The organism is Spiroplasma endosymbiont of Halictus nicosiae (assembly GCF_978018445.1).
In genome coordinates, this window is the sequence record NZ_OZ389573.1 from 1307430 (window position 1) to 1330635 (window position 23206).

Annotated in this window: 32 protein-coding genes; 13 read left to right on the forward strand and 19 right to left on the reverse strand. The window is 24.5% G+C overall.

Annotated elements, in window-relative coordinates:
* Window positions 1–86: 86 nt before the first annotated feature.
* The 6 genes from ACZ91P_RS09090 to ACZ91P_RS09115 all read right to left on the reverse strand — a co-directional run bounded on the left by ACZ91P_RS09090 (window position 87) and on the right by ACZ91P_RS09115 (window position 4605).
* Window positions 87–761: a hypothetical protein gene (locus ACZ91P_RS09090; protein ID WP_465155248.1), complete on the reverse strand. Its 675-nt coding sequence runs from the start codon at window positions 759–761 to the stop codon at window positions 87–89.
* A gap of 6 nt (window positions 762–767) precedes the next feature.
* Complete coding sequence (xseB, locus tag ACZ91P_RS09095; RefSeq protein WP_465155250.1) at window positions 768–989, reverse strand: exodeoxyribonuclease VII small subunit; 222 nt, start codon at window positions 987–989, stop codon at window positions 768–770.
* A complete protein-coding gene (xseA, locus tag ACZ91P_RS09100; protein ID WP_465155252.1) occupies window positions 979–2271 on the reverse strand; it encodes an exodeoxyribonuclease VII large subunit in 1293 nt (430 codons plus the stop codon). Before xseA ends, xseB begins: the two co-directional genes overlap by 11 nt.
* 108 nt (window positions 2272–2379) lie before the next feature.
* Complete coding sequence (locus tag ACZ91P_RS09105) at window positions 2380–3243, reverse strand: formate/nitrite transporter family protein (RefSeq protein ID WP_338988684.1); 864 nt, start codon at window positions 3241–3243, stop codon at window positions 2380–2382.
* Window positions 3244–3605: 362 nt separating this feature from the next.
* A complete protein-coding gene (locus ACZ91P_RS09110) occupies window positions 3606–3938 on the reverse strand; it encodes a hypothetical protein (RefSeq protein ID WP_465155254.1) in 333 nt (110 codons plus the stop codon).
* A 436-nt stretch (window positions 3939–4374) separates the two neighbouring features.
* Window positions 4375–4605 (reverse strand): hypothetical protein, encoded by a 231-nt coding sequence (locus ACZ91P_RS09115; RefSeq protein ID WP_465155256.1) that lies wholly within the window; start codon window positions 4603–4605, stop codon window positions 4375–4377.
* 464 nt (window positions 4606–5069) lie between these two features.
* Between ACZ91P_RS09115 and ACZ91P_RS09120 the strand changes: the two genes are divergently transcribed.
* A complete protein-coding gene (locus ACZ91P_RS09120) occupies window positions 5070–6680 on the forward strand; it encodes a hypothetical protein (protein ID WP_465155257.1) in 1611 nt (536 codons plus the stop codon).
* A gap of 188 nt (window positions 6681–6868) precedes the next feature.
* Here ACZ91P_RS09120 and ACZ91P_RS09125 read toward each other — a convergent pair whose 3' ends face one another.
* Complete coding sequence (locus ACZ91P_RS09125; protein ID WP_465155259.1) at window positions 6869–7045, reverse strand: S1 RNA-binding domain-containing protein; 177 nt, start codon at window positions 7043–7045, stop codon at window positions 6869–6871.
* 393 nt (window positions 7046–7438) lie between these two features.
* Here ACZ91P_RS09125 and ACZ91P_RS09130 point away from each other — a divergent pair, with 393 nt between their 5' ends.
* From ACZ91P_RS09130 to ACZ91P_RS09170, 9 genes are all read left to right on the forward strand, one after another.
* Window positions 7439–7654 carry a lipoprotein gene (locus ACZ91P_RS09130; RefSeq protein ID WP_465155261.1) on the forward strand — a complete coding sequence of 72 codons (216 nt, stop codon included), beginning with the start codon at window positions 7439–7441 and terminating at the stop codon, window positions 7652–7654.
* Between the two features lie 43 nt (window positions 7655–7697).
* Window positions 7698–7952, forward strand: a complete 255-nt coding sequence (locus ACZ91P_RS09135) for a hypothetical protein (protein WP_465155263.1) — start codon at window positions 7698–7700, stop codon at window positions 7950–7952.
* 304 nt (window positions 7953–8256) lie between these two features.
* On the forward strand, window positions 8257–8406 hold the full coding sequence (locus ACZ91P_RS09140) for a hypothetical protein (RefSeq protein WP_465155265.1): 150 nt from the start codon (window positions 8257–8259) through the stop codon (window positions 8404–8406).
* Between the two features lie 93 nt (window positions 8407–8499).
* A complete protein-coding gene (locus ACZ91P_RS09145) occupies window positions 8500–9177 on the forward strand; it encodes a hypothetical protein (protein ID WP_465155267.1) in 678 nt (225 codons plus the stop codon).
* A gap of 61 nt (window positions 9178–9238) precedes the next feature.
* Window positions 9239–9460 (forward strand): hypothetical protein, encoded by a 222-nt coding sequence (locus tag ACZ91P_RS09150; RefSeq protein WP_465155269.1) that lies wholly within the window; start codon window positions 9239–9241, stop codon window positions 9458–9460.
* Window positions 9461–9473: 13 nt separating this feature from the next.
* Window positions 9474–10163: a hypothetical protein gene (locus tag ACZ91P_RS09155; protein WP_465155271.1), complete on the forward strand. Its 690-nt coding sequence runs from the start codon at window positions 9474–9476 to the stop codon at window positions 10161–10163.
* A gap of 20 nt (window positions 10164–10183) precedes the next feature.
* Window positions 10184–10684, forward strand: coding sequence for a hypothetical protein (locus ACZ91P_RS09160; protein WP_465155273.1), 501 nt, complete (start codon window positions 10184–10186; stop codon window positions 10682–10684).
* A 41-nt stretch (window positions 10685–10725) separates the two neighbouring features.
* Window positions 10726–11430, forward strand: coding sequence for a hypothetical protein (locus ACZ91P_RS09165; protein WP_465155275.1), 705 nt, complete (start codon window positions 10726–10728; stop codon window positions 11428–11430).
* On the forward strand, window positions 11346–12245 hold the full coding sequence (locus tag ACZ91P_RS09170; RefSeq protein WP_465155277.1) for a hypothetical protein: 900 nt from the start codon (window positions 11346–11348) through the stop codon (window positions 12243–12245). Before ACZ91P_RS09165 ends, ACZ91P_RS09170 begins: the two co-directional genes overlap by 85 nt.
* 51 nt (window positions 12246–12296) lie before the next feature.
* On the opposite strand, the gene ACZ91P_RS09175 is transcribed toward ACZ91P_RS09170, so the two are convergent.
* The 7 genes from ACZ91P_RS09175 to ACZ91P_RS09205 form a co-directional block, all read right to left on the reverse strand.
* Window positions 12297–12590 (reverse strand): hypothetical protein, encoded by a 294-nt coding sequence (locus ACZ91P_RS09175; protein ID WP_465155279.1) that lies wholly within the window; start codon window positions 12588–12590, stop codon window positions 12297–12299.
* Window positions 12591–12632: 42 nt separating this feature from the next.
* On the reverse strand, window positions 12633–12944 hold the full coding sequence (locus ACZ91P_RS09180) for a hypothetical protein (protein ID WP_465155281.1): 312 nt from the start codon (window positions 12942–12944) through the stop codon (window positions 12633–12635).
* Window positions 12932–13414 carry a hypothetical protein gene (locus ACZ91P_RS09185; RefSeq protein ID WP_465155283.1) on the reverse strand — a complete coding sequence of 161 codons (483 nt, stop codon included), beginning with the start codon at window positions 13412–13414 and terminating at the stop codon, window positions 12932–12934. Before ACZ91P_RS09185 ends, ACZ91P_RS09180 begins: the two co-directional genes overlap by 13 nt.
* Window positions 13415–13440: 26 nt before the next feature.
* Window positions 13441–14169 carry a hypothetical protein gene (locus ACZ91P_RS09190; protein ID WP_465155285.1) on the reverse strand — a complete coding sequence of 243 codons (729 nt, stop codon included), beginning with the start codon at window positions 14167–14169 and terminating at the stop codon, window positions 13441–13443.
* A 100-nt stretch (window positions 14170–14269) separates the two neighbouring features.
* The gene (locus tag ACZ91P_RS09195; protein WP_465155287.1) at window positions 14270–15127 is read right to left on the reverse strand and encodes a hypothetical protein; all 858 of its coding nucleotides are present in this window, start codon (window positions 15125–15127) and stop codon (window positions 14270–14272) included.
* A 128-nt stretch (window positions 15128–15255) separates the two neighbouring features.
* Window positions 15256–15489: a hypothetical protein gene (locus ACZ91P_RS09200; protein WP_465155289.1), complete on the reverse strand. Its 234-nt coding sequence runs from the start codon at window positions 15487–15489 to the stop codon at window positions 15256–15258.
* A 17-nt stretch (window positions 15490–15506) separates the two neighbouring features.
* Window positions 15507–15755, reverse strand: a complete 249-nt coding sequence (locus tag ACZ91P_RS09205) for a hypothetical protein (protein WP_465155291.1) — start codon at window positions 15753–15755, stop codon at window positions 15507–15509.
* 967 nt (window positions 15756–16722) lie between these two features.
* Here ACZ91P_RS09205 and ACZ91P_RS09210 point away from each other — a divergent pair.
* Window positions 16723–16920, forward strand: coding sequence for a hypothetical protein (locus tag ACZ91P_RS09210; RefSeq protein ID WP_465155293.1), 198 nt, complete (start codon window positions 16723–16725; stop codon window positions 16918–16920).
* A 69-nt stretch (window positions 16921–16989) separates the two neighbouring features.
* On the opposite strand, the gene groL is transcribed toward ACZ91P_RS09210, so the two are convergent.
* The 4 genes from groL to ACZ91P_RS09230 all read right to left on the reverse strand — a co-directional run bounded on the left by groL (window position 16990) and on the right by ACZ91P_RS09230 (window position 20812).
* On the reverse strand, window positions 16990–18603 hold the full coding sequence (gene groL, locus ACZ91P_RS09215; protein ID WP_465155295.1) for a chaperonin GroEL: 1614 nt from the start codon (window positions 18601–18603) through the stop codon (window positions 16990–16992).
* Between the two features lie 21 nt (window positions 18604–18624).
* Window positions 18625–18900 carry a co-chaperone GroES gene (locus tag ACZ91P_RS09220; RefSeq protein ID WP_465155297.1) on the reverse strand — a complete coding sequence of 92 codons (276 nt, stop codon included), beginning with the start codon at window positions 18898–18900 and terminating at the stop codon, window positions 18625–18627.
* A gap of 133 nt (window positions 18901–19033) precedes the next feature.
* Window positions 19034–19606, reverse strand: a complete 573-nt coding sequence (locus ACZ91P_RS09225; protein ID WP_465155299.1) for a hypothetical protein — start codon at window positions 19604–19606, stop codon at window positions 19034–19036.
* Window positions 19607–19834: 228 nt separating this feature from the next.
* A complete protein-coding gene (locus tag ACZ91P_RS09230) occupies window positions 19835–20812 on the reverse strand; it encodes an IS30 family transposase (protein WP_465155301.1) in 978 nt (325 codons plus the stop codon).
* A 244-nt stretch (window positions 20813–21056) separates the two neighbouring features.
* On the opposite strand from ACZ91P_RS09230, the gene ACZ91P_RS09235 reads away from it, so the two are divergent.
* Both ACZ91P_RS09235 and ACZ91P_RS09240 read left to right on the forward strand, forming a co-directional pair.
* On the forward strand, window positions 21057–21452 hold the full coding sequence (locus tag ACZ91P_RS09235; RefSeq protein WP_465155304.1) for a hypothetical protein: 396 nt from the start codon (window positions 21057–21059) through the stop codon (window positions 21450–21452).
* A gap of 29 nt (window positions 21453–21481) precedes the next feature.
* Entirely contained in the window at window positions 21482–22654 is a 1173-nt protein-coding gene (locus ACZ91P_RS09240; RefSeq protein ID WP_465155306.1) for a lipoprotein, read from the forward strand.
* Between the two features lie 57 nt (window positions 22655–22711).
* Here ACZ91P_RS09240 and ACZ91P_RS09245 read toward each other — a convergent pair whose 3' ends face one another.
* Complete coding sequence (locus ACZ91P_RS09245; RefSeq protein ID WP_465155308.1) at window positions 22712–23200, reverse strand: hypothetical protein; 489 nt, start codon at window positions 23198–23200, stop codon at window positions 22712–22714.
* Between the last annotated feature and the right edge of the window lie 6 nt (window positions 23201–23206).

Sequence of the window (23206 nt, forward strand, 5' to 3'; positions counted from 1 at the left end):
AACAACCCTTTAATAAGAGTTGTTTTGTTCTAATTGGTTTACACTATACATGCTGATAATCTTGTAATTTCATCTTTTAACCCCACTTAATACTTTTGTAAAAAATAATTAATTTGTTGAACAAAATTATTGAAATATAATGGTGTAATTTTTCCAATCAAATAATGACAGTAAGCTGTTACATCTAATTTTATTTTATAAATTTCAACATTACTACTATCCTTTAATAACTTTCTCATTACTGTTAAATTAATTAAAAAAACAAGATAATAACCATAATTAAAATATAATTCATGATTTGAAAGGTTAACAAAAGGTTGAAAAAAAACATTAGCAATAAAATTATAAAGTAAATTAAAATTATAATACATCTTAATTTTTAAATTTGTAATGTCATTATTTGCAAAAATTGTTTGCTCATAATTATCATTGAGGTAATTAACAAAAATTTTGCTTTTTAATTTCTTAATTACTTTTAAAATTTGTTCTTGTTCACGTTTTACACCGGTATGACGAATATATTGCATATGATAATAAATTAAAACTAATTTAATTAAAATAATACTATCAAAATATTCTTGCTCATCTAAATTATTTAATCGTAATAAATAAACAAAATTTTTAATTAAAATATCTTTTTCATCAAAAGTTTTAAAATCTTTTAAAATCACCCGACTTAATTTTAACTCATGCAATTTTTTCCAAATTTTAATATTATTTTTTTTAACTCAGCCACTACGTTCAAAAATTTGCCCTGCCATAATAAATTATTCTTCATCAACTTTAAAATCAGTTGGGTTATTATCCTTAACAATTTTAGTGACTTTATCTTTAATATCTTGTAATTTAGTTTCCGCTAATTTTGTTAATTTAATGCCCGTTTCAAAAGCATCAATTGCTTGATTTAATGGCAATTGATTATTTTCTAAATCATTAACAATTTGCTTTAATTGTTCTAAAATTTGTTCAAATGATTTATTATTTGTCATTTTTTTCACCATCCTTATTAATTGCTTGTACAATTGATTGAATAATTCCATCTTGCACACGTGTCATTATTATATCATTATTCTGAACATTATTGGTTGCTGATATCACATTTTTATTTTCATTGTAAGTAATACTATAACCACGAATTAATGTTTTTAAAGGACTTAATAAGTCTAATTTACTTATTAAATTATTTTTATTATGTTCAATTGTTAAAATTTGTTGTTGAATTGTTCTTACTAATTTTTGATAATAATTTTGAATCATATTTTTATTTGCTATAAAGAATGTTTCTTGTAAAACATTAAACTGCTTTAATAATAATTGATAAGAATGTTCAGATTGTGTATATAATGCTTGGGGTTTTGTTAAAACATAACTATTTTTTAATTCGCTTAGTTTATCTTGCATCTTATCAACTTTGCCTTTAATAAGATTAATTAAATGACGGCATTGTTGTTGCAAATAATTAACTAATTCTTTCTGATCAGGTGTTGCTAATTCAGCCGCCGCCGTTGGTGTCGGTGCTCGTAAATCACTAACAAAATCAGCTAAAGTAAAATCAATTTCATGACCAACAGCTGAAATAACTGGTATAGTTGCTTGATAAATTGCTTCAACAACTTCAAGTTCATTAAAAGCTCATAAATCTTCAATACTGCCCCCACCACGACCAACAATTAATGTATCAAGCTGCGGAGTAAATGCCTGTGCTGCCTTAATTTTTGCTCGAATATCATGTTTTGCCTCACTTCCTTGCACTAAACTTGGAAATAAATAAATGTTTGCTTGGGTAAAACGGCGATGAATTGTAGTAATAATATCACGAATGGCAGCACCAGTTGGAGCTGTTATTACACCAATATTATTTGGAAACCGTGGAATTGGTTTTTTTAAAGATTGATCAAACCAACCTTTTTTACTTAATTTTTGTTTTAAGGCTTCATATTTTAAAAACAAAGTACCAACACCTTGCAAAGATAAAGTAACTACTTGTAAACTATATGTTCCTTGCGGCTCATATACCTTAATAGAACCTGTTGCAATAATTTTTAAACCTTCTTTTAATTTAAATTGTAAGTTTTTTGCATTAAATGCAAACATAATTGCCCGAATTTGGGCTTTTTCATCTTTGATTGTAAAATAAACATGTCCTGAAGAGTGATTTGTAATATTAGAAATTTCTCCTTGTAGAGAAATATTAATTAAATTTTGTTCTTGTTCAATTATTGTTTTTAAATAATAATTAATTTCACTAACTGTATAAATATTTTTACTCATTTTCCCCTCCATTATCAATATCTTCCAATTAATAATATCATTGAAACAATAAAATAATTAAAAAAGAAATGTTATTAAAGTAACAACATTTCTTTTTTTCAAAAGCAATTAAAGTGTTAATTTTTCTTTTACATCTTTTCGATAAATAAAATAATATAAAAATGGTAAGAAAATTCCTCCACTTAAGAAATTTCCAATTAAAGTTGGTAATTGAACATTGTAAGCAAATTTTCCAAAATCTGCTCAACCACCACTTGTTCCAAAAATTTTTAAAAATGGTTGTAAAAATCATAAATATGAATTAGCAACTACATGCGAAAATCCAGAAATTGCAAAAGCCATAATAATTAAATTTACAACAAAGAATTTAGCAACGGCTGATTTAGTTGTATGTGCAGCATAAATCGAACCAGCAACTAAAAAGTTACATAAAATGGCACTCCCAAAGTTTTCTCATCATTTGTGTTCTAATTTTCCATTAATTAAGATTACCGCATTATTATAAAAATCAGTTTCAGAACCAGGCGTATGATTTAAAAAACCACCTCACGCTGTTAAACCAGCCATCACTAAACAACCTAGGAAATTACCACTTAAAACAATAAATAAATTACTAACAAATCTTCCAACATTTAATTGTTTTTTAAAAACAACAATCAATGCTTTAGAATTTGATGTAAACATTTCTCCCCCAAGAAAAACAATCATTGTAATTGCAACAGTAAAGACAAGACCAAATACTAAACTTTTTAAACCAATTGGGATATTATCTCAATTTCCCTTTGTTGCCGTAATTGCAGCAATATAACCAAATCCAATAAATAAACCAGCGGCTAAACCCATTAAAAAGGTTTTATAAAATGAACTATTTCCTTTTTTTAACGCATACTTATAAATATTTACAAAACTATCCTCATTGCTATAACTATCGGAATTATCTACTTTTTCTTCTTTTTTAATTTCGTCCCTCATTTTTTCTCCTCTTTTTCACATTTTATTTCTTTATAAATAATACTTTATTATTCTATCATAAAAAATAAAAACCTAAATATAATCTAAACTTAAAATAATTAATAACCAGTATTTTTAAAAAAGAAACTTTTTAATGTCATTTATCTGGTAGTATTGATTATTCTTAGGTTTTTAATAAAATTAAGTAATTAGAAACAAATTAAGTTTCGCTTATGACTAAATGATAACAAAATTTATAAAAAATTCAACTTTTTTTAAATATATAATTTTTAGTTGAAAAAATAATTTAGAAAATTATGAATTTTGACATACTAAAAAATACTTTTTAAAGTTATTGTTAATTTTAAAAGGTTTTTTATTTTTTATAAAGATAAAAATTGATTTTGAAATTGATTTAAATTAAATATATTAAATTCAATCTTTTCTTTATTTTTATTAGTTTTATCAACTTTCTCATCATTAATTTGATTATTAAGTCTTAACATAGAAGCAATTAACATATTGATAAATGTTTCTTTACAATATATTTTTACGCCACGCCCTTTAACAGCCTTAATATAATGCGATACATCACCCTCAACATGACAACCAATATTATATTCTAATGATTGATTTACAATACCTTCTTCATTACTTTTAATTAATTCAATGGTTTCTAATAAAAATATTTTTTTATTACCATTAACATATGGCAAATGACATATTAAAAAATCTAATAATAATTTATAATTTCCAGTAAAGAAATATATTTTTGCTAATTTATATTTTATTCTATGAATTTTGATTCTATTTCGATTTGGGAATAATTGTTTAAATCTATTTGATAAATGAAATTTATCTAAACTATATGATACAGTGTTATTTTTATATTTTGCTTTTACTGCTCTATAAATTTTTTTAATTTGTTTTTTACCATCACTTAATATTAATATTTTAGTATTTTAATTAATATCATAAGTATCCATTGATTTAAAAATTTTATCAATAAAATTATCAATATTAAATTTATTATTTTTATTCTTATGATTTTTATTCATCATTTGAAAAACTCCTTTTTTCTTTTTCATTTTTATTCTGGTTTTTGTTGACTTTTCTTGATCAACACCAACATGCATAGTCGCAAGAAATATTTTATTTTCAATTTTTTTTATTTTCTCGCATTGGTTCAAAAGCTCCGTCAATTTGAATATATAAAACATTATTTAGAATTTTAATTTTATTATTATTTTTATTACTAATGTAATCGGTTTCTTCTAAATCGGCATTTTTAAAAATATTAGATATTGTTCTTTCACTAATATTTGCATTCTCTGTTGTATGTAAAATATCTTTATATCTTTTTCCATCACCTATAAAAGACATATATTTATTTTTTAAATTTATTTCAATTCTTTCGTATTTTTTTTAAACCTAATTCTTCATCTAAAGGATAACGATTTATATTTTCTTTTTTTTTTTTTTTTTTCATCATATTTAACATATAATCTTCTTTTAATAGGAATATCTCCATATTCTGTTTTAATTGTTTTTGGCAATTTTGATATCACCTTATATCCTTGTAATATTTGTCCTTGTTAATATAATTTAAATATCTCATTATCTCTTTCAATCAAAAAATTTTTAGTTTCATTGTTTGTTTCTATTATTTTATCTTTTTTATAATCTTCTAATAAATTTTGTTTTAATTCCATTTTTTAAAAATGCAGGATTTTACCAAAATTAATAACAAAAAAAACGGATTACTAGTTATAAATATTTAAATAAAAAATATGATTTGAATTTTAGTGACTATAATTTTGGTTTTGATTGAGAAGTATTTAAAGACTTTGTTGGTGATAGGTTATGCCCGATATTTTACTTCACCAACTTTTTTTAAGTTTGTTTCAGCGGGGCGTGGTACTAATAAGACATGAAATCACATAGCAGAAAAATTATTTTTTGCTTGTAATTTTACTGATGCTTCATCTAACATTTTACGAAGATATGCCAATACCCATGAAGATACTACATTTGGCGATACAATTAATGTATGTAATTATTTATACGATAAATATAGGATTGATATAGGACCCGACAATGAAAATGGCATTGTTTGACCTAAAAATGTTAAAGAAGGTGGCGAAATTGTTTTTCCTAGTGGTGTGAGAATTGCTTTTGCGGATTATGCTAATGGTAATAAAATTATGGGAAAAGTTGGTAAAGGTAGTGGTATTATATCAGCGTGAACAGATGAAATGATACATGCTAAAGAAAAAGAAATTTTAACTGATAAAGAATTAGATAAACGTTATAATAATTTGCGAATTTCCATGTTTAGATCAAAAAGCTTAAAAGTATCTTATGAAAAATACACGGATGAAAATGATAATGAACAATATAATTTAGATAATCCTATTCCAGTAAAAGAATTATCTTGGACATTTCAAGAATGAGACAACATAGCAAAACAATACATAACAGTAATAACATATTTTCATAAAACATATTCTAATCAATTTACTTTTAATCCTTTTGATAAATACCATGTCTTTTATGAAAAATTTGTAACCTGATATTTACCCTTAAATGAAAGAATTAAAAATATTTTAAAAGAACACAATCAAGTATATTCAGAAAACAAACAAGCATTTAATGGTTTGGGTATTTTTAATTTACGATTAACAATGGGTGCTGTTTGAAATAAAATACCTGATATTACTAAAAAACTTGTTTTAACAAACAAACAAGAGCGACCTGATTTATTTGAACTTGAATACTACGGATTTGAATATAACGATAATGACCCCAGTATTTATGTTTTACGAAATTATCGTAAATATATTAAAGAGTATAATTTACAAGATTTTTATAATTACAATACAAAACAGTATCAATTTAATAGTTATTCAATTGGTGTGGATTATGCTAATGGTAGTGAAGACCACACGGTGTTTTTATTTAGTGGTTATAAAATTAATGAAGATAATGAATATGATAAATATTTAATTGAAGAAAATGTTGTTACACCAAAAAACGCAATGAATTTAAATGAAATAGTTGAACATTACGGGCAATGAATAATTAATACATTTGATAAATTTGATGGTTTTGAATATGCTACATTTCATTATGATATTAATGCACACGACTTTATGCAAAAATTACAAGAAGATATTTACCCTTATTTAGGCTATAAAATTAAGATGTTTAAAGCCAAAAAACATCAGACATCTCTTTTTAAAAGCAGGTATAATCAATCGCGTAACCTGAATAAAAAAATGTTTGTTCAAGGTAAAATATATGGCATATTAGATAACTTCCCATTTTTAGATAAGTGCATTAGTGAACTAAGATTTAGTGATGCCAAAACAAATACACCCGATAATAAAATGTATCATGACCCATATGATGCTTTGTTTTATGGTTCTTATCCATATCGTTTTAAAATGGGAATATAAAAAAGGTTTTAAAAACCTTCTAAAATTTATAAATTTTATTTACTTTTTATTTATTAAATAATTAGTATTTAATGATTTTTCTAAACTAGGTGATTTTTCTTGTATTTTATTACCATCATCATTTTTCAATAGTTCAGGATGACAATTTTTATAACTTAATTTAAGATGTTTTCTAACTGAATTAAAATCTAGTATCTTAACTTCAATTTCATCACCAACATCAAAAAATCTCTAATATCTCTAACAAAGTAATCTGAAATATCACTAATATGAATTAAACCATCAGCCTTTTCTGCTCTACAAAAAGAACCATAAGGTATAATGTTTGTTATTTTAACATTAACTTTATTTCCTTTTTTATACATAAAATTAAATATACTTCCTTTCTTTAAATGCTTTAATTATATCATTAAGACTATAAAAATCATTTGCAGGAATTGGGCGAGCGGTTGATTTTCTTAAATTTTTGTGATAAAATGACTTACAAATTAAAAAATTTTTGAGATTCTTTCAAACAAATTTGGGAACCTTTATAAAATTCTTCGCTTAACGCTTAGAATTTTTCCCAAGTATTTTGAAAAGCGCGGCAAAAGTTTTTTTAAACTTTAAGTAATTTTTCGCAAAACTTATGGAAATCACCGCGAGCCCAGATTGACCCTTTCCATATAATAAATTAAATAATTTCCTTTTAAACTCTTAAATAGTACTTGTATATATAATTGTGATTGTAAAAAGATTTAGCGAAAGGAATTATAATAATGAAAAAGATATTAAGTCTTTTAAATACAATCACTTTAATTGGAACAAGTACAACAAATTTAGTTGCTTGTAATAAACCACAATATAGCGAAAAAGAATTAGCAGATTTAAAAGAAAAGAATAATATAAAAACAAACGATGGTATTTTAGAATGAATAGCACCACAAGAAAAACCATTTAATCAAGTGAATAATAAATGATATTTTGCTATATAGAAACCTAATAATTCTATTTATTGAAAAATATCAAAATTTAAACATGATACAAATAAAGGAAAAAAATGAGGCTTGAGATCCATTAAAACCATATTATATTGATCTCTTTTTATGGGTTTTTGAAACAAAAGAACAAGATTTATTAATAGATGATCAATCAGAAGGTAAAATAGAACGAATTTTTTGAAATGAAGATAAGGGACAAAATTTTAAAGCAGTTTATCGTTGAAATTTAGAAGATACTAATGTACCTAATTTAATTATTGATAAAACCGGTAATGTAAAAGTTAATCAATAATAAAAAGTCATTTTAATAAATGACTTTTTATATTTTTAATATAATTAATGATAATTTTTCATTATTTTTATTAAATAGTTGTAAATTATTAATATTAATTTGTACTTTTTCGGTAAAAATTGTAATTTCATAATTACCATAACCTCATATACCTGATATTTCAATTTGATTTAAATTAAATAGTTTTTTATCAAAAGTTATTTTAATACTATAATCAATTAAATCTTCGATTGTATTAATTCAATCTATTTTAGAATAAAGTAATTTATATCATTCAAAAAAATAATTTAAATAGTCTTCTATTTTGTCATTAGAAACAATTAAATTAGTTAAATATTTACAATATTCACCATCAGATAATTTAATTTCTGATGGAATAAGAGAAGGAATGTTATTTGTTTATAATTCATTTGTTAATGATAATCAATTAAAAAAATTTGCTTCTAATTGATAAATAGGATTTTCTGAAATATCATTTTCAAAGCTAAAATTTGAAACATTTAAAGACCCATTATTAAAGAAAATTTGTATTAATATGGTGTTTATTATGATTGAACATTGAACATTTAACCGTATTCCAATTGAGTTTTTTACTTCGGCAAATATGAGTGTTGGTGATATTAATTATTCTTCACAAAATGACCCTATGGCAACATGACAAGGTCTATTGCCTACCTATGCAAAATCATTGGCTAATTTAACAACTTTAAAGAAAATGTTTCATACTTTTCAAGAAGAAGGTATTGATTTAACAATGATTGATTTAGAAACATATTATATTCAATTAGAAGTTGATGCTTTATTAGATAAACTTGTTATAGAAAAAATTAAAGATGAAAAACTTGCAAAAATAAAAGAAGAAATTTTAGATGAATTAAAAAAATCAATTGTTATACCAAAAGTTCCAGATTGAGAAATTATTGATACTAGTGATTTTAAAGTTGGTCAAAAAGGATATAATATTCCTAATTTTGATAAAGAAAATTATATTTATAGAATTTGAGCCTCAAAAAATATCAAAGGAGATTCAAAAAGTCAAGGGATGTTGCAAACAAGGCATAGTTTTAGACAAACAATAGGTGTTATATATGATCAAATAGGTGTTAATAGTGCATGTTTAGCATTATCTATTAATCCTGATGGATTGATTAATATTGGAGTTAATGGTCCAGCAACATTTAGACCTTTGGGATTTGTGTTTATTGAAAGAAAAAAGGTAAATTAGAAAGGAGATGTTATTATGCCAAAAGTAGAAGTTAAAGATGTAATTATGTTTTTGAAAATATTTGGAGTTTCATCATTTTTTTATTGCAGGAATTATTATTTGTTTTATAGGAGAAAAAACATTAGGTATTTCTTGACCAGCATATGTTATTGTTTCAGCAATGCTTATCGGAGCTGGAATTATAGTTTTGATTATTGAAACAATTAGATTTATCAAAACACATAACAAACAACAAAAACAAGATAGTATTGAATATGTTATTAAAAAAGAAGATACAAAATAAAGAGGTGTTATAAATGGGATTATTATCAGCAAAAAAGAAATTAAAAAAAGAATATGATATTGATAGTTATTATCTTAATTTAGCATCAACGATTACTAATCGTAAAAATGTTACTGTTCAAAAACATAATGAAATTTTAGAAAAAAGAATTTGTCAAGATAATGCTAATTTTTTAAATCCGCGAGATTTAGAAATTAGCATTTATAATCCACTTACTAATCAAAAAATAGATACTAAATTAATTAATAGCTTTTTAAAAATGCAGGACTTTACCAATAAGAATTTATATAACAAATATAAAATTAATAAGAATGGTAAAGGTGCATATTTTATTTTTGCTAATAATTCAAAACTTAATTTTATTACTATTGATTTTTACAATGACCAGTATGATGAATTAGGTAATTTAGTATCTTGCACTTTTGATTATGACCCTTATCTTAAAAATGACCAGAATATTTTTATTACTCAAAAATTAGAAATTGATGCTGTAACTAAACAAGTAAAAGTTATTAGAAAGTTAAAAACACGATTATATAGTACTATTACCGACTTATATATTGATGATGTAAATGAAATAACTATACAACTTTACAAAGAGAAGAAATATTACCACTTAATTTTATTCCAATTCAAATTATTCCTAATAACCCTAATTTTGAGCCTTCTGCTCGTTATGGGAAACAATTTGCTAGTATTTTAGATATTATTGCTGAAAAGATAATGTTAGATCCATTATTAAATAGTGGTAAATTTACTATTAATACTAATGGAGTTACTGGTGTGGTTGACCAAGAAATTAGTAAAATGCTGGCATCATTTATTGAAAATGACTTGTTATTAGTTGAAGGAGACCCTGATAGTAATTTTCAACCAGTAGACTATATTGCTGGTAATTTTAAAGGTGAACAATTAACTAAAATATATGATTGATTATTAACAAATTACTATAAAATAAATCGACATCATGTTCCCGCAATTGCTAAGGGCGCACAACAAACTCAGGCAGAAGTTGCGGGAGTAAATATTCAAACAAACGCATCATACGAACAAATGATATATATTAGAGAAATTAAATTAACTGAATTTATTATTAAGTTAATTAAATATGATAATGCTATTTTAAACAGTAGAACATTCAATATTAAAAATATTGACGAGTTAATTGTTGATGTTCGCTTACCAGTAAATGCTACTTTAAACAGACAATTAAAAAACAACTAAACTATTATCAATATGCCTAATGGAGAAGGAGAACAAGAATAATGTTAAAACCATCTGAAAAAATGTTAGCACAATTAGCAGAAAATGATGAACCAATTGACTATTCAATTGATAGTATTCCGTTAGATTTTGCTAGTCAATCGCAGTACAGCGACCCTGATTTAGAACAATTATTTGCTGAAGACCGTGCAAGAACCTTATATATTTATAAAATTAATAATCTTGTTAAGACAAAACAAAAACCAACCTTAAACTATTCTCAAAATAGCGTTAAAATAGGTTTTATTGACAAAGATGAATATATTAAAATAACTGGTTATGAAATTAGTGATTTTAATTTTAAATTACAAATTCAACAAAACACCACAGTCCAAGATAATAGCACAAGTTATGTAATGATTGATGAAAAAGATATTTTAATCAATAATATTTCAAAACAAGATAAAGAATTTTTAGAATCCTATGACTTAAAAATAGTTTTTATTAATGAACCAATTACCGAAAACAATAAAAATGAATGTTATATTATTGAAGAATATAAGCGTCCTTATTGACCTGATGGCATTGATATTATTAAATCTACCCACTTAGTTAAAATAACTGATTTTAAGTGAAAAAATCAGAATAGTATTCATTCATTGAAATTAAATACCCTAAATCAATGTTATTTGGAAATATTAAGTGTTGAGGCAATATCAATGGTCTTTATTCTTATCCATCATCAAATATTGAAAATGCTAGTTTAGTACCATTATTATCAATGCCAATTGAAACAAACCCTAATTTAAGAGTATTTCAATATTGATTTACCGAAAGTTTTTTATCATGAAGTATTGCAAAAAACTATATTCAAGGTAAAAATATTTTAGATTTAATAAATAAAAATGGTTTAGATAAAGTTTTATTGAATTATTTAACATATCGTTATAATTATGACCGTAAATTTCAAGGGGTAAAATACGATGAAAAAGGTAATCCTACTAATAAAGCGGCTGAATTACGCCAAAAATTTGAAGGACAAAAACCCGAAAATGTTATTGATGGTTTATTTAAAAATTGAAAATTAGATAATCCAACCCTTATTAAGGATAAAATTATTAAAATATTTAAACAAATTATCTATATGCTTTCAAATTACACATATAGCAAATATGCTATTAACAAAGGTTATAATGATGATATTAAATTATTTTCTCCTTATTATTTCAAACTAATTTCAAAACCAAATAGATTAGAAGAAGGATATTTTTATTTTTCAGATTGTCAAGTACAAATATATTCATTATATTTTGATTTTATTGGTTCTAATCCACCAATTCCAGTAAATTATTGAAAAGAAATTAAAGCACAAGAAAAACCATTTAATCAAGTGGATAATAAATGATATTTTGCTATATGGAAACCTAATAATTCTATTTATTGAAAAATATCAAAATTTAAACATGATACAAATAAAGGAAAAAAATGAGGCTTGAGATCCATTAAAACCATATTATATTGATCTCTTTTTATGGGTTTTTGAAACAAAAGAACAAGATTTATTAATAGATGATCAATCTAAAATAGAATGAATTTTTTGAAATGAAGATAAGGGACAAAATTTTAAAGCAGTTTATCGTTGAAATGGAGGTGGTGAACCTCTTAAACCTTTAATTGATTCAAGTACTGGAAAAATTATTGATTGAAATTTAAAACAACAACCAAATGTTAATAATAACAAAGATAATGAAATTAAAGTAAATGTTAAAAACAATGGATAGTTTAAGTAAGAATTAATCATATTTTGGGCTCTTAAAGCAAATGTTTTAAATCATAATTCTACATCACCTTTAAAGAACTTATTATAACGAACTGGAACTTTTGTAATTTTACCTGTCATTGGAATAAAATTATTATAATTTTCCAAAGTAACATTTTATCATAATTCATTTAACATTTAATCATCTCCTTATCATTTACTTTTTTTAGAATATATTTTCTTTAATATAAATTTTTTACTATTTAGTAATATTTTTGTTTTAATTTTTTTGTTTAAATCTTGTTTTGTTCTGAGTTGTTTATATGCTTGAAATACTAGTCCATTACCCAATAAACTAGTAATTGCACTATCTTCTAGCGTATTTAACAATTTATCTTTATTAAAGTTATTTTTAAATTGTTCTTGAATTTTTAATATCTTAGCAATTGTCCGATATATTTTAAAACTATCTTTTACTACTTGCTGATAAGCAAGTGGGGCAAAAGAAACTAAATTAAACAAACTTGTTTTTTAAATCCCCAACCAATAAACCACTCACTGTTCATATAGAATTTAAACGGTTCAGGAGCCAAAACAAACTGTTCTGCTTTGATTAAAGTTGTCATAACGACAATAGGGACATATTTAGGATTTTTATAATATATTGTTAAAGCAACTTCACCCGCAACTGATAAAGGAACAATTTTAACTGCTAAAAAAACATCAGAACCATAAACAAAAGGTAATAATTGACTTTTTTTAATAGCCTTAGTTTCAAATTTAGATAATATTTTTTTAGTTTTATCAGTAATTTTACTAATTACTTTTTGTTTAATAGTAATTATTTGTTTTTCAATTGGGGCTAATAATTTTTTAGTTACTTTTTTAATATAAAAATTTGGGTTTAAATGATTTAAAATTTTATTTAATTTAATTGGTGTTTGACGAAAAATATTTAATAATTTATTATTATATATTTTACTGCCCCTCATTAAAATTAGCATTTAATAGTAGATTTTTACCAACAACACCTTTTTTGAAGATTAGTCATAATGTTATATCACTCATTAGTATTAATTTTACTTATTTTATCAATATTTAATCCATATTCAGACAATCATTTATTAGCATTTTTTCCATTCACGCGTGGTATTTTTTGAACTAATTTAGGACTTATTTTTTGAATATTTTTCTTAATTTTTAATAAATTATTAATTGTTTCTAAATTAGAAACTTTAAAACCTTTATAAAAATCATTTCGAGCTAATTTTCCAATTGTATATAATAAAGTTTCATTATTAGCCTGCTTTGTAAAATCAAATATTAATTTAGAAGATAAAATCTTTTTACCTGTAACTTGCCTTACAACATCTTCTAAATTATTAGCAGTTATTACACCTAATTTTTCAAGTAGTTTAATTTCTTTTGCTAATTTTAAAATTCTAGTTGTTTGAACAGCACGCGTTAATTTACCAATTCTACCAATTGCTGATAACAAATTTAAGGCGGTACTTTTTGCTGTTACTTCTGATGTTAATTTATCATATATTTGATTTACGGCAAAATCGGTTGCTGTTTCTACTCCAAACGAGATAAATGCTGCGGCAAAATTAGATAATCCCGCACCAAGACCAACAGCCGAAGCAATACCACCAGTTAAAACTGATAAACCAAGAGCTAAAACTTGAATTCCTAAAAATTCTAATAACTGTAAACCAAAACTTTTTTCTTGTTGTTGGATTGACAATCTAGTTGGATTTTTTTAACAGCATAAATAAGGGGGGTGTTTTAGATGTTCCAATTGGCATATCATTTATCAAACGAAAAAGTACTATTTTTTAGTACTATTAAGAATTTTTAATTTTAACATCAATCGGATTTGTTTGACCAGTAGCGTTGTTTTTACCTTCAATTTGGACAAAAACCTTGGTATCATTTGTAATATTTATTGGTCAATCAAGACCATCACTTTCAATAAAGTAATCAAAATCACTTTCAGTTAAAGAACTATTTACTGCTTTTACTGCTTTTAAAACAACATCTTTAAATTGTGGTTTTAACTCTTCGGCTGTTGCTTTTGTTGGGTCTGCAACATGAATAGTTGGTTTATCTAATTTATTAATTTTACTAATATCAATTTTTAAAACAATATGTTTAATAATTCTTTTTGGTTCAACCACTGCTTCACCTAAATATAAAACTCTTTCCATAATCAAAGTATTACCCATACCAGTACCTAACGCAGCAGCACCAACTCTTAACGGAGTATGATCTTTTTTGCGTAAAATAAGAGGGTCATATTTTTTACTAAACTTAAAGGCAATTGCATTAACACCATCTGGTAATAGAGTAATTGTTCCTTCTGAACCATCTTTATTAATAATTGGTAATTTTTTAGGAACCATATAGTATGTTGTTTCTTCAACAGTTTTCATTGCTCCACTTGTTGTGATTACACTATTTATTTGGTCGTTTGCTCCAAGTTGTAACTGTAATTTATTACGAATTCCACGAATAAAATCAGCCGAACCTAAAACAATTGTTTCTGATGGAGTAAAGCCGTTTTCATATATTTTATCCATAATTTCATCATGAATTTGTAAAGCATTTTTATCATCTGCTTTTTTGCCTTGAATAGTTGTAACTGTTCCTTTATTAATAATTTCTAAAATTTTATTGCGTTTATAAGCAACCTCAGTATCCATTGCTTGCTCAATATCGGCAGCCCAAAGATTAGGATTAAAATCATTTTCTACAGGGTCTAATTTACGAGCAAAAGTTAAAATTGTATCTAATTCAACAACTCCATCTTCAAATTCTACTGTTAAATATTTTAGAAGATTATCATCGGTATTAAATACTTGTCAATCTTTTCCAAACCTTCATTATATTTAATATTTTTCTTTCTTTTATATGTTAAACCAAATTTATTTGCTTCTTTTCACGCAAATAAAGCTTCTCAACTAAATTTTTGTTGATAAGTTTGTAAATATCATTGTTCAAATGTTTCTGGGTCTCTTTGTGTTGCTTGATTAGCAATATCGCCAAAAATTGTTTTTGGATCCATATTTTTATTCCTTTTTTCTATTTATTAAATACATTGTCTGTATCTAAAATATTGTTTTCTTTGTTTACTACTTTTGGTACGCCTCCAGTATTAACTGTTTGTACCTTAATTAATTCATCATAAACACTTTGCAATTGTGTTTTAATGATTTCAATATCATCAGTAATATCATAAGATTTTAATAAAACATTTTTAAAATCTTCATTATATATTCTGTCATTATATATACTCCTTATTTTTTTTATTTGTTGATCAAATTTCATCATTAATATTATTTGGAGTTACTGGATAAGCACATATTATTAATTCTTGTAATTTATTTTAGTATTTAATTACTTCGCCGCCCGCTTCACTTTGGGGAGTTAGCCGGGGCGGATAGGATATTTTGATAGAGTTTACCCCCATACGGAAATAAAAAAACAGTTTACCCAGTTATTAATTACGCTTTATCCATCCCTACACAACTTTATATAAAGAAAATAACCTTTTGGAGTTCCAACCCTCTTGTTTTTTAGTGTCCGATATTGTTTTTTTCGGTTTAACAACACTCTTTTTATGAAAACAAGCCAAAAAACACATGCTCTGACATTTCACAAGTGATTAATCTTGTCGAGAATTAAAGAAATAAATAGGAGAGTAAATCCAATCGCTTTCACACTTTCTTTAAGACTTCGTGTCATAGATGAGTTATCCATCTTTAAGCATCAAAATATTAAGTTTTAGTATTTGCATTATTCATCAGATAGTACCTTTATTAAAAATGATATTATTAGTTGTTAAACCAAAAAAATATAATAAATCACAGAAAGGAAATTATAAAAATTAACTAGTTTGTAGGTAAAAAAAATCGTTCTAATAAGCGATTACTTTAATTTGTATTTAATTACTTTATTTATAATTTTTATAAAAACTAAGCTTTTTTACGACTACCATTTATCTGACAATAATTGTTTTTATCATACACCATATCAAACAAGACCCAAAATTTTTAATATATAAAAATTCGGTAAAACAAAAAAGGTAAATCACATAAATCCTTCTTATTTTCTTACAAATCGTTTTTATTACCCTAAGGCAAATGTTTTACAATTTCATTATAAAAAAATTGATATAATTTACCTGTTTAGGTAATGAATGATAAATTTTACAACTTAGAAAGGGTAAAAAACTATGTTATTTTTAACAAATATAACAAAATAACAAGAAATTTGAAACAAAATTATTTCAATTGAAATGCCATCAACAATTGCTGTTATCGTAATTATTTTATTATGTTTAATTATTAAATATCTTAAAATTAAACGAATTATTTATACAATTATTTTATTAGTAATTATTGCTTTAATTTGTATTGCAATTTGATATTTTAAAGATGATATCTTAGGAATTGTTTCAGAATATATTAAAATTGAGAACATAAAAACATTATAAAGCTAATAAAATAAAAATAAATTTATAAAAAGACTGATTGAAATCAGTCTTTTTATAATGTTTCTTTAATTAAATTCCTAAGTCAGGATAACTTGGTGCTTTTGGTTGTTTGTCTTCATCATTATTTACTACAACAGCTTCTGTTGTTAACAACAAAGCACTAACACTACCAGCATGTTGCAAAGCATAACGTGTTACTTTAACTGGATCAACAATTCCTGCCTCAATCATATTTTCTCATGTATTTGTTGCAGCATTATAACCAAAATTGTCATTTTGTTCTTTTAATTTATTAACAATAATTGAACCATCAACACCAGCGTTAGCAGCAATTTGACGAACTGGTTCTTCAATTGCTCGTAACACAATATTTAATCCTAATTTTTCTTCATCATTTAATTTTAAATTTGCTAATTTTTTCCCAACTTGTACTAATGCCGTTCCACCACCAGCAACAATACCTTCTTCAACAGCAGCTTTAGTTGAATTTAAGGCATCTTCAATTCGTAATTTTTTCTCTTTCATTTCTGTTTCAGTTGGTGCACCAACTTTAATGATTCCAACACCATTCGCAAGTTTAGCTAATCTTTTTTTCAATTTAACTTGCTCAAATGTTGATTTTTCATTTTTGATTTGATTACGAATAAATTCTTTACGATCTTCAATTTCTGCACGTGTTGCTTTTCCTTCAATAATTGTTGTCGTATCTTTTGAAACAATTACTTTTTTTGCCGTTCCTAAATCATCTAAAGTTAAAGTTTTGAAATCCATTCCTAAATCACCATTAACAAATTTACCTTTTACTAGCATAGCAATATCTTCCAATAAATCTTTACGGTTATTCCCAAATTCTGGTGCTTTAACAGCACAAATATTGAAAGCACCACGCATTTTGTTTAGTAATAATGTCGGTAAAACATCACCATCAACATCATCAGCAATAATTAATAATGGACGTCCTTCTTCAACAATTTTTTCTAAAATTGGTAGAATTTCTTTCATATTACTAATTTTTTTATCAGTAATTAAAATATATGGATTTTCAAATTCTGTTAACATTTTTTCACTATCAGTTACCATGTATTGTGATAAATATCCCTTATCAAATTGTAATCCTTCAGTAACACTTGTTTCAGTATTGATTGTTTTTGATTCTTCAATCGTAATAACCCCATCATTACCAACTTTAGCCATAATTTCAGCAATTAAGGCACCAATTTTAGGATCTTTTGAACTAACACTCGCAACTTGTGCAATTTCTTCTTTTGACTTAATTTCTTTTGCTGATTGTTTTAATAAATCCACAATTGCTTTAACTGTTTTTTCAATTCCATTACGAATAGCTACAGCATTTGCACCAGCAGTAATATTTTTTAATCCTTCTTTAACAATTGCTTGAGTTAAAACAATTGCCGTTGTTGTTCCATCACCAGCAACATCATTTGTTTTATTAGCAACTTCAGCAACTAACTTAGCTCCCATATTTTCAAAATGATTGCTTAATTCAATTTCCTTTGAAATTGTAACACCATCATTCGTAATTAATGGTGAACCATAAGTTTTTTCTAATAAAACATATTTTCCTTTTGGTCCTAAAGTCACTTTTACTGCATCAGTTAATTTATTAATTCCATTAAGTAATTTCATTCTTGCTTCTTCAGCAAATTTAATTGATTTTGACATATTTCTATTCCCCCTTTAATTTTATTCTTCAATTACGCCTAAAATATCTTCATTAGAAATTAAGACTAATTTTTTATTATTAAATTCAATTTCAGTTCCGGCATATTCGCGATAAAGAACTTTATTATTTATTTTTCCTTCAAAGGTCCCATCTTTACTAACTTCAGTACTAATTGCAATTATTTTTCCAATATTGCTTTTGCTTTTTTCATCTTCTGGTAAATAAATTCCATTAATAAATGTTTCTTTTTTTTCTTCTTTTTCTAAGACAATATTTTTTCCTAGTGGTTTAATCATATAATATTCCTCCTTATTTAACATAACTATTAGCAAATGGCATATGTAACTGCCAATAATATATTTAACAAATTTTATTAAAAAATGCAAGTATTTTTATAGTAATATAAATCAACTTTTTGCTAATTTTATTTTAATAAACCATTTCACCTTCATCATATCTAATATTAGTTGAAAGATACTCGGATAAGATTCATTTTTCATGTTTTCCATGATAAGTTTCTCAAACAATAATGTTTGGTAATATTTTTGCAACAATTCGTATACGATGTTTTTTGTCACTATCATTTCAAATCGCATTAATTTTATTTCAATTATTTCAAATCAAATTAGCGAATGATGACATATATTCTAATCTTCTAATTCTTCCATCAATGGAAACATTTCTTGCTTTAGAAAATATCTCTGCAATAAAAAAAATAATAAACTCTTTTTTTGTTTGTACAATAGTACGATAAATAATAATTTGAGTTCATAATATTGGTCGAAATGAAGCATATAAAATTTTAGTATCTGTAAAAATACTTTCTAATGACGCTTCAATTTCATCTTGATTATCATTGAAACTTCTTTTAACCCTAGTTTCTTGTTTAACATTATTTGCTACATTTCCTTGGTTGTCTTGACTCATAAAATGGACATTTATTAATAACGAACCGATATTAATAATACCAACTAAAATTAGTCATAATGTACTTTTTTTCATTAATAATTTTCCTTTCTCTCTATGTTTTTAATTGATATATTTAAATCTTATCGTATTAATTTGTAAATTGTACTATGAAGTGTAGCACCCTATTTAATTTTATTATAACACCAATAAAATAAATGTTCAATATAATTTATTTTAAAAAAATTTAGTAGTTTTGTTTTAAATTTATGAATTTTGGCACACTGAAAAATAAAATGATTAAAATTTTTATAGGTAATTATATTAAAAATTAAATATTTGTATAAAAACTTCTTTTGAAGATAGTCAATGTAAAGATTTTTTAAGTTTAGAGTTTATTATATTAGCAACTTCTTGATAATAATTTCTTGAATAAATACTTAAATCAATTCCTTTGGAAAATCAATGTCTAAAATCACGAATTGCTCTTTCAACTTTGGGTTTTTGAGTTGGAGTTCCAGCATCACAAAAATATACTTTAGCATTTGTTATTTTTTCATTTTTTTCTCAATCAGCAAATTCTTTGCCTTGATCTGTTTTTGTTCCTTTGCATCTATCTTTAAAAAATCTGTTAGAAAAAATTCGTTTTAATGCGTTTGTAACTTCTTTTGTTGTTTTTTCTTTTAATGGTTCAATAATTTTAAATTGGGTTAATTCTTCGATTAAAACTAAACAAACACTATTATTTTTACCAACCATAGTATCCATTTGAAATCAACCAAATTCATTTTTATCATGTTTTGCTTCTTCAATAGTTCTAAAATTTCTTATTTTTCCACGGTTATCAATTCTATTTTTTGTTTTATATTTTCTACCATGAAAATACAAATTATCTTTCTTGAAATTTAAAAATCCCAAATGAATATATTTATATAAAGTTTTAAAACATACCGGAAATTTAATACCAAACTCTTTTTCATATTTTTTACAGATTTGTTCTGGTGAATCATGAAATTTGTTATATTTTTTATCTAGTCATTCTAAAATATTTAGCAATAATGATGATTTTTTAAAACATTTTTGTCGTTTTTGTAAATAATCTTCGTGTGCTAATTTAGCGTCATATTCATTATCTTTTAACCTTTTTATTTCTTGTCTAATTGTATTGCGATTTTTATGCAATATTTTTGCTATTTTAGATATATTCGATTTACCATTTTTTCTTTTTAAAGAATCAAGTTCTAATAAATCTTTTAACATTACTCTTTCTTTAAAAGTAAAATGATGCTTTGTTTTATTCATTTTAAAAAATCCTTTCTTTTATATACAAAGCTAATTATATAGTTTTTTGAGGTTTTGGGCGAGCGGTTGATTTTCTTAAATTTTTGTGATAAAATGATTTATAAGTTAAAAAAGATTTTGAGGTTCTTTCAAACAAATTTGGGAACCTTTATAAAATTCTTCGCTTAACGCTTAGAATTTTTCCCAAGTATTTTGAAAAGCGCGGCAAAAGTTTTTTAAACTTTAAGGCATTTTCACATATATAATGTCAATAGATCTTGAAAAAAGTTTCAAGATATGGGAATCTCTTTCTAGACAATCTCCTATTATGTTTGGTGGTTTATTTGATGACGACGAATATGATGATGAAGGATGTGATAGCTCTTATCATGCTGCATTAATTGTTGGAATCAAACCAAATAAAGAAAATATACTTGAAGATACTTATTATGTTAGAGATCCATGAAGAGACAGTGAAGCTGAATTTATTCCAGATCAAACTACAGAAATTTCAATGACGGGGGAACAAATTTTTAATATTTTATTTAATCAAATAGAAAACGGTATCGTATTAATTCATGAAGATATGTTTTTCAATTATTTTGTGAAAAAGCTATTAGTATTTTTTCATCAATTTGAGAAATGGCAGAACCAGAATTAATAGCAGCTATAGTATAGTAGAATTAAAATATGAAAAAAATATTAAGTCTTTTGGGAACAATCACTTTAATTGGAACAAGTACAACAAATTTAGTTGCTTGTAATACACCACAATATAGCGAAAAAGAATTAATAAAAACAAAAAATGGTATTTTAGAATGAATAGCATATCAAGAAAAACCATTTAATCAAATTGATAATAAATGATATTTTGCTGTATGGCGTGGTGATAAAAATGCTGATTGGCGTATTATTAAGTTTAAAAATAATGAAATGACTATTAAAATTGATAATTCTAATAATCGGCAATTGCAGAAAACTAATTTAGGTATGGGAAGAGATTTATATATTACAAATAATTCAGGAGTTGTTAAATATCTGACACATTGAACAGATGATAATGGTTCTTACTTTAAATCAGTTTATCGTTGAAATAATGATAGCGAACCAAATACACCGTTTATTTTACCTAAAACAGGACAAATTACAGATTGAAATTTAAAAAATCAAAATAATATTAATAAAAATGATGAAATTAAAGTAACTGTTAAAAACAAAGATATTTCAGAAAACTATATTTATCAATTAGAAGCAAATTACTTTAATTGATTATCCATAACAAGTGAATTAGAAACAAATAATATACCTTCTCTTATTCCTGCTGAAATTAAACTATCTGATGGTGAATATGGCAAATATTTAACTAATTTAATTGTTTCTAATGACAAAATAAAAGATTATTTAAACTATTTTTCTCAATGAAATAAATTACTTTATTCTAAATCAAATTGAGTGAGTATAACTAAAAATTTAGTTGAGGACAGTATTAAAATAACTTTTTTAAAACACGAAAAACTATTTAATTTAAATCAAATCGAAATATCTGGCATATGATGTTATGGGAATTATGATATAAATATTTTTATTGAAAAAATAAATGAAAAAATTACTGAAGGAAAAGATATTAACTTAGAATTAATCAAAAATTGTCCTATCGGAACTAAAGTCAATGGAAAAGACAGAAATACATATTTACAATTAATCGAAGATAATGAATGATATTTGTATAAAAATGGCATTGAAGATGAAAACTCATATTCAAATATCACAGTTTTTAATTTTTTAAAACAATCAAATAGTTTAATATTTTCCTATCCACCCACAAAAGAACAAATTAATATTAATAATTTACAATTTATTTAATAAAAATAATGAAAAATTATCATTAATTACATTAGAAATATAAAAAGTTATTTAGATTTATAAATCTAAATAACTTTTTAATTTATTTTCAACATATATTTTTGGTTCGCTATCATTATTTCAACGATAAACTGATTTAAAGTAAGAACCATTATCATCTGTTCAATGTGTCACATATTTAACAAACCCTGAATTATTTGTAATATATAAATCTCTTCCCATACCTAAATCAGTTTTCTGCAATTGCCGATTATTAGAATTATCAATTTTAATAGTCATTTCATTATTTTTAAACTTAATAATACGCCAATCAGCACTTTCATCAATACGCCACACAACAAAATATCATTTATTATCAATTTGATTAAATGGTTTTTCTTGATATGCTATTCATTCTAAAATACCATTTTTTGTTTTTATATTATTTTTTTCTTTTAAATCTGCTAATTCTTTTTTGCTATATTGTGGTTTATTAAAAGCAACTAAATTTGTTGTACTTGTTCCAATTAAAGTGTTTGTTCTCAAAAGACTTAATATTTTTTTCATATTTTA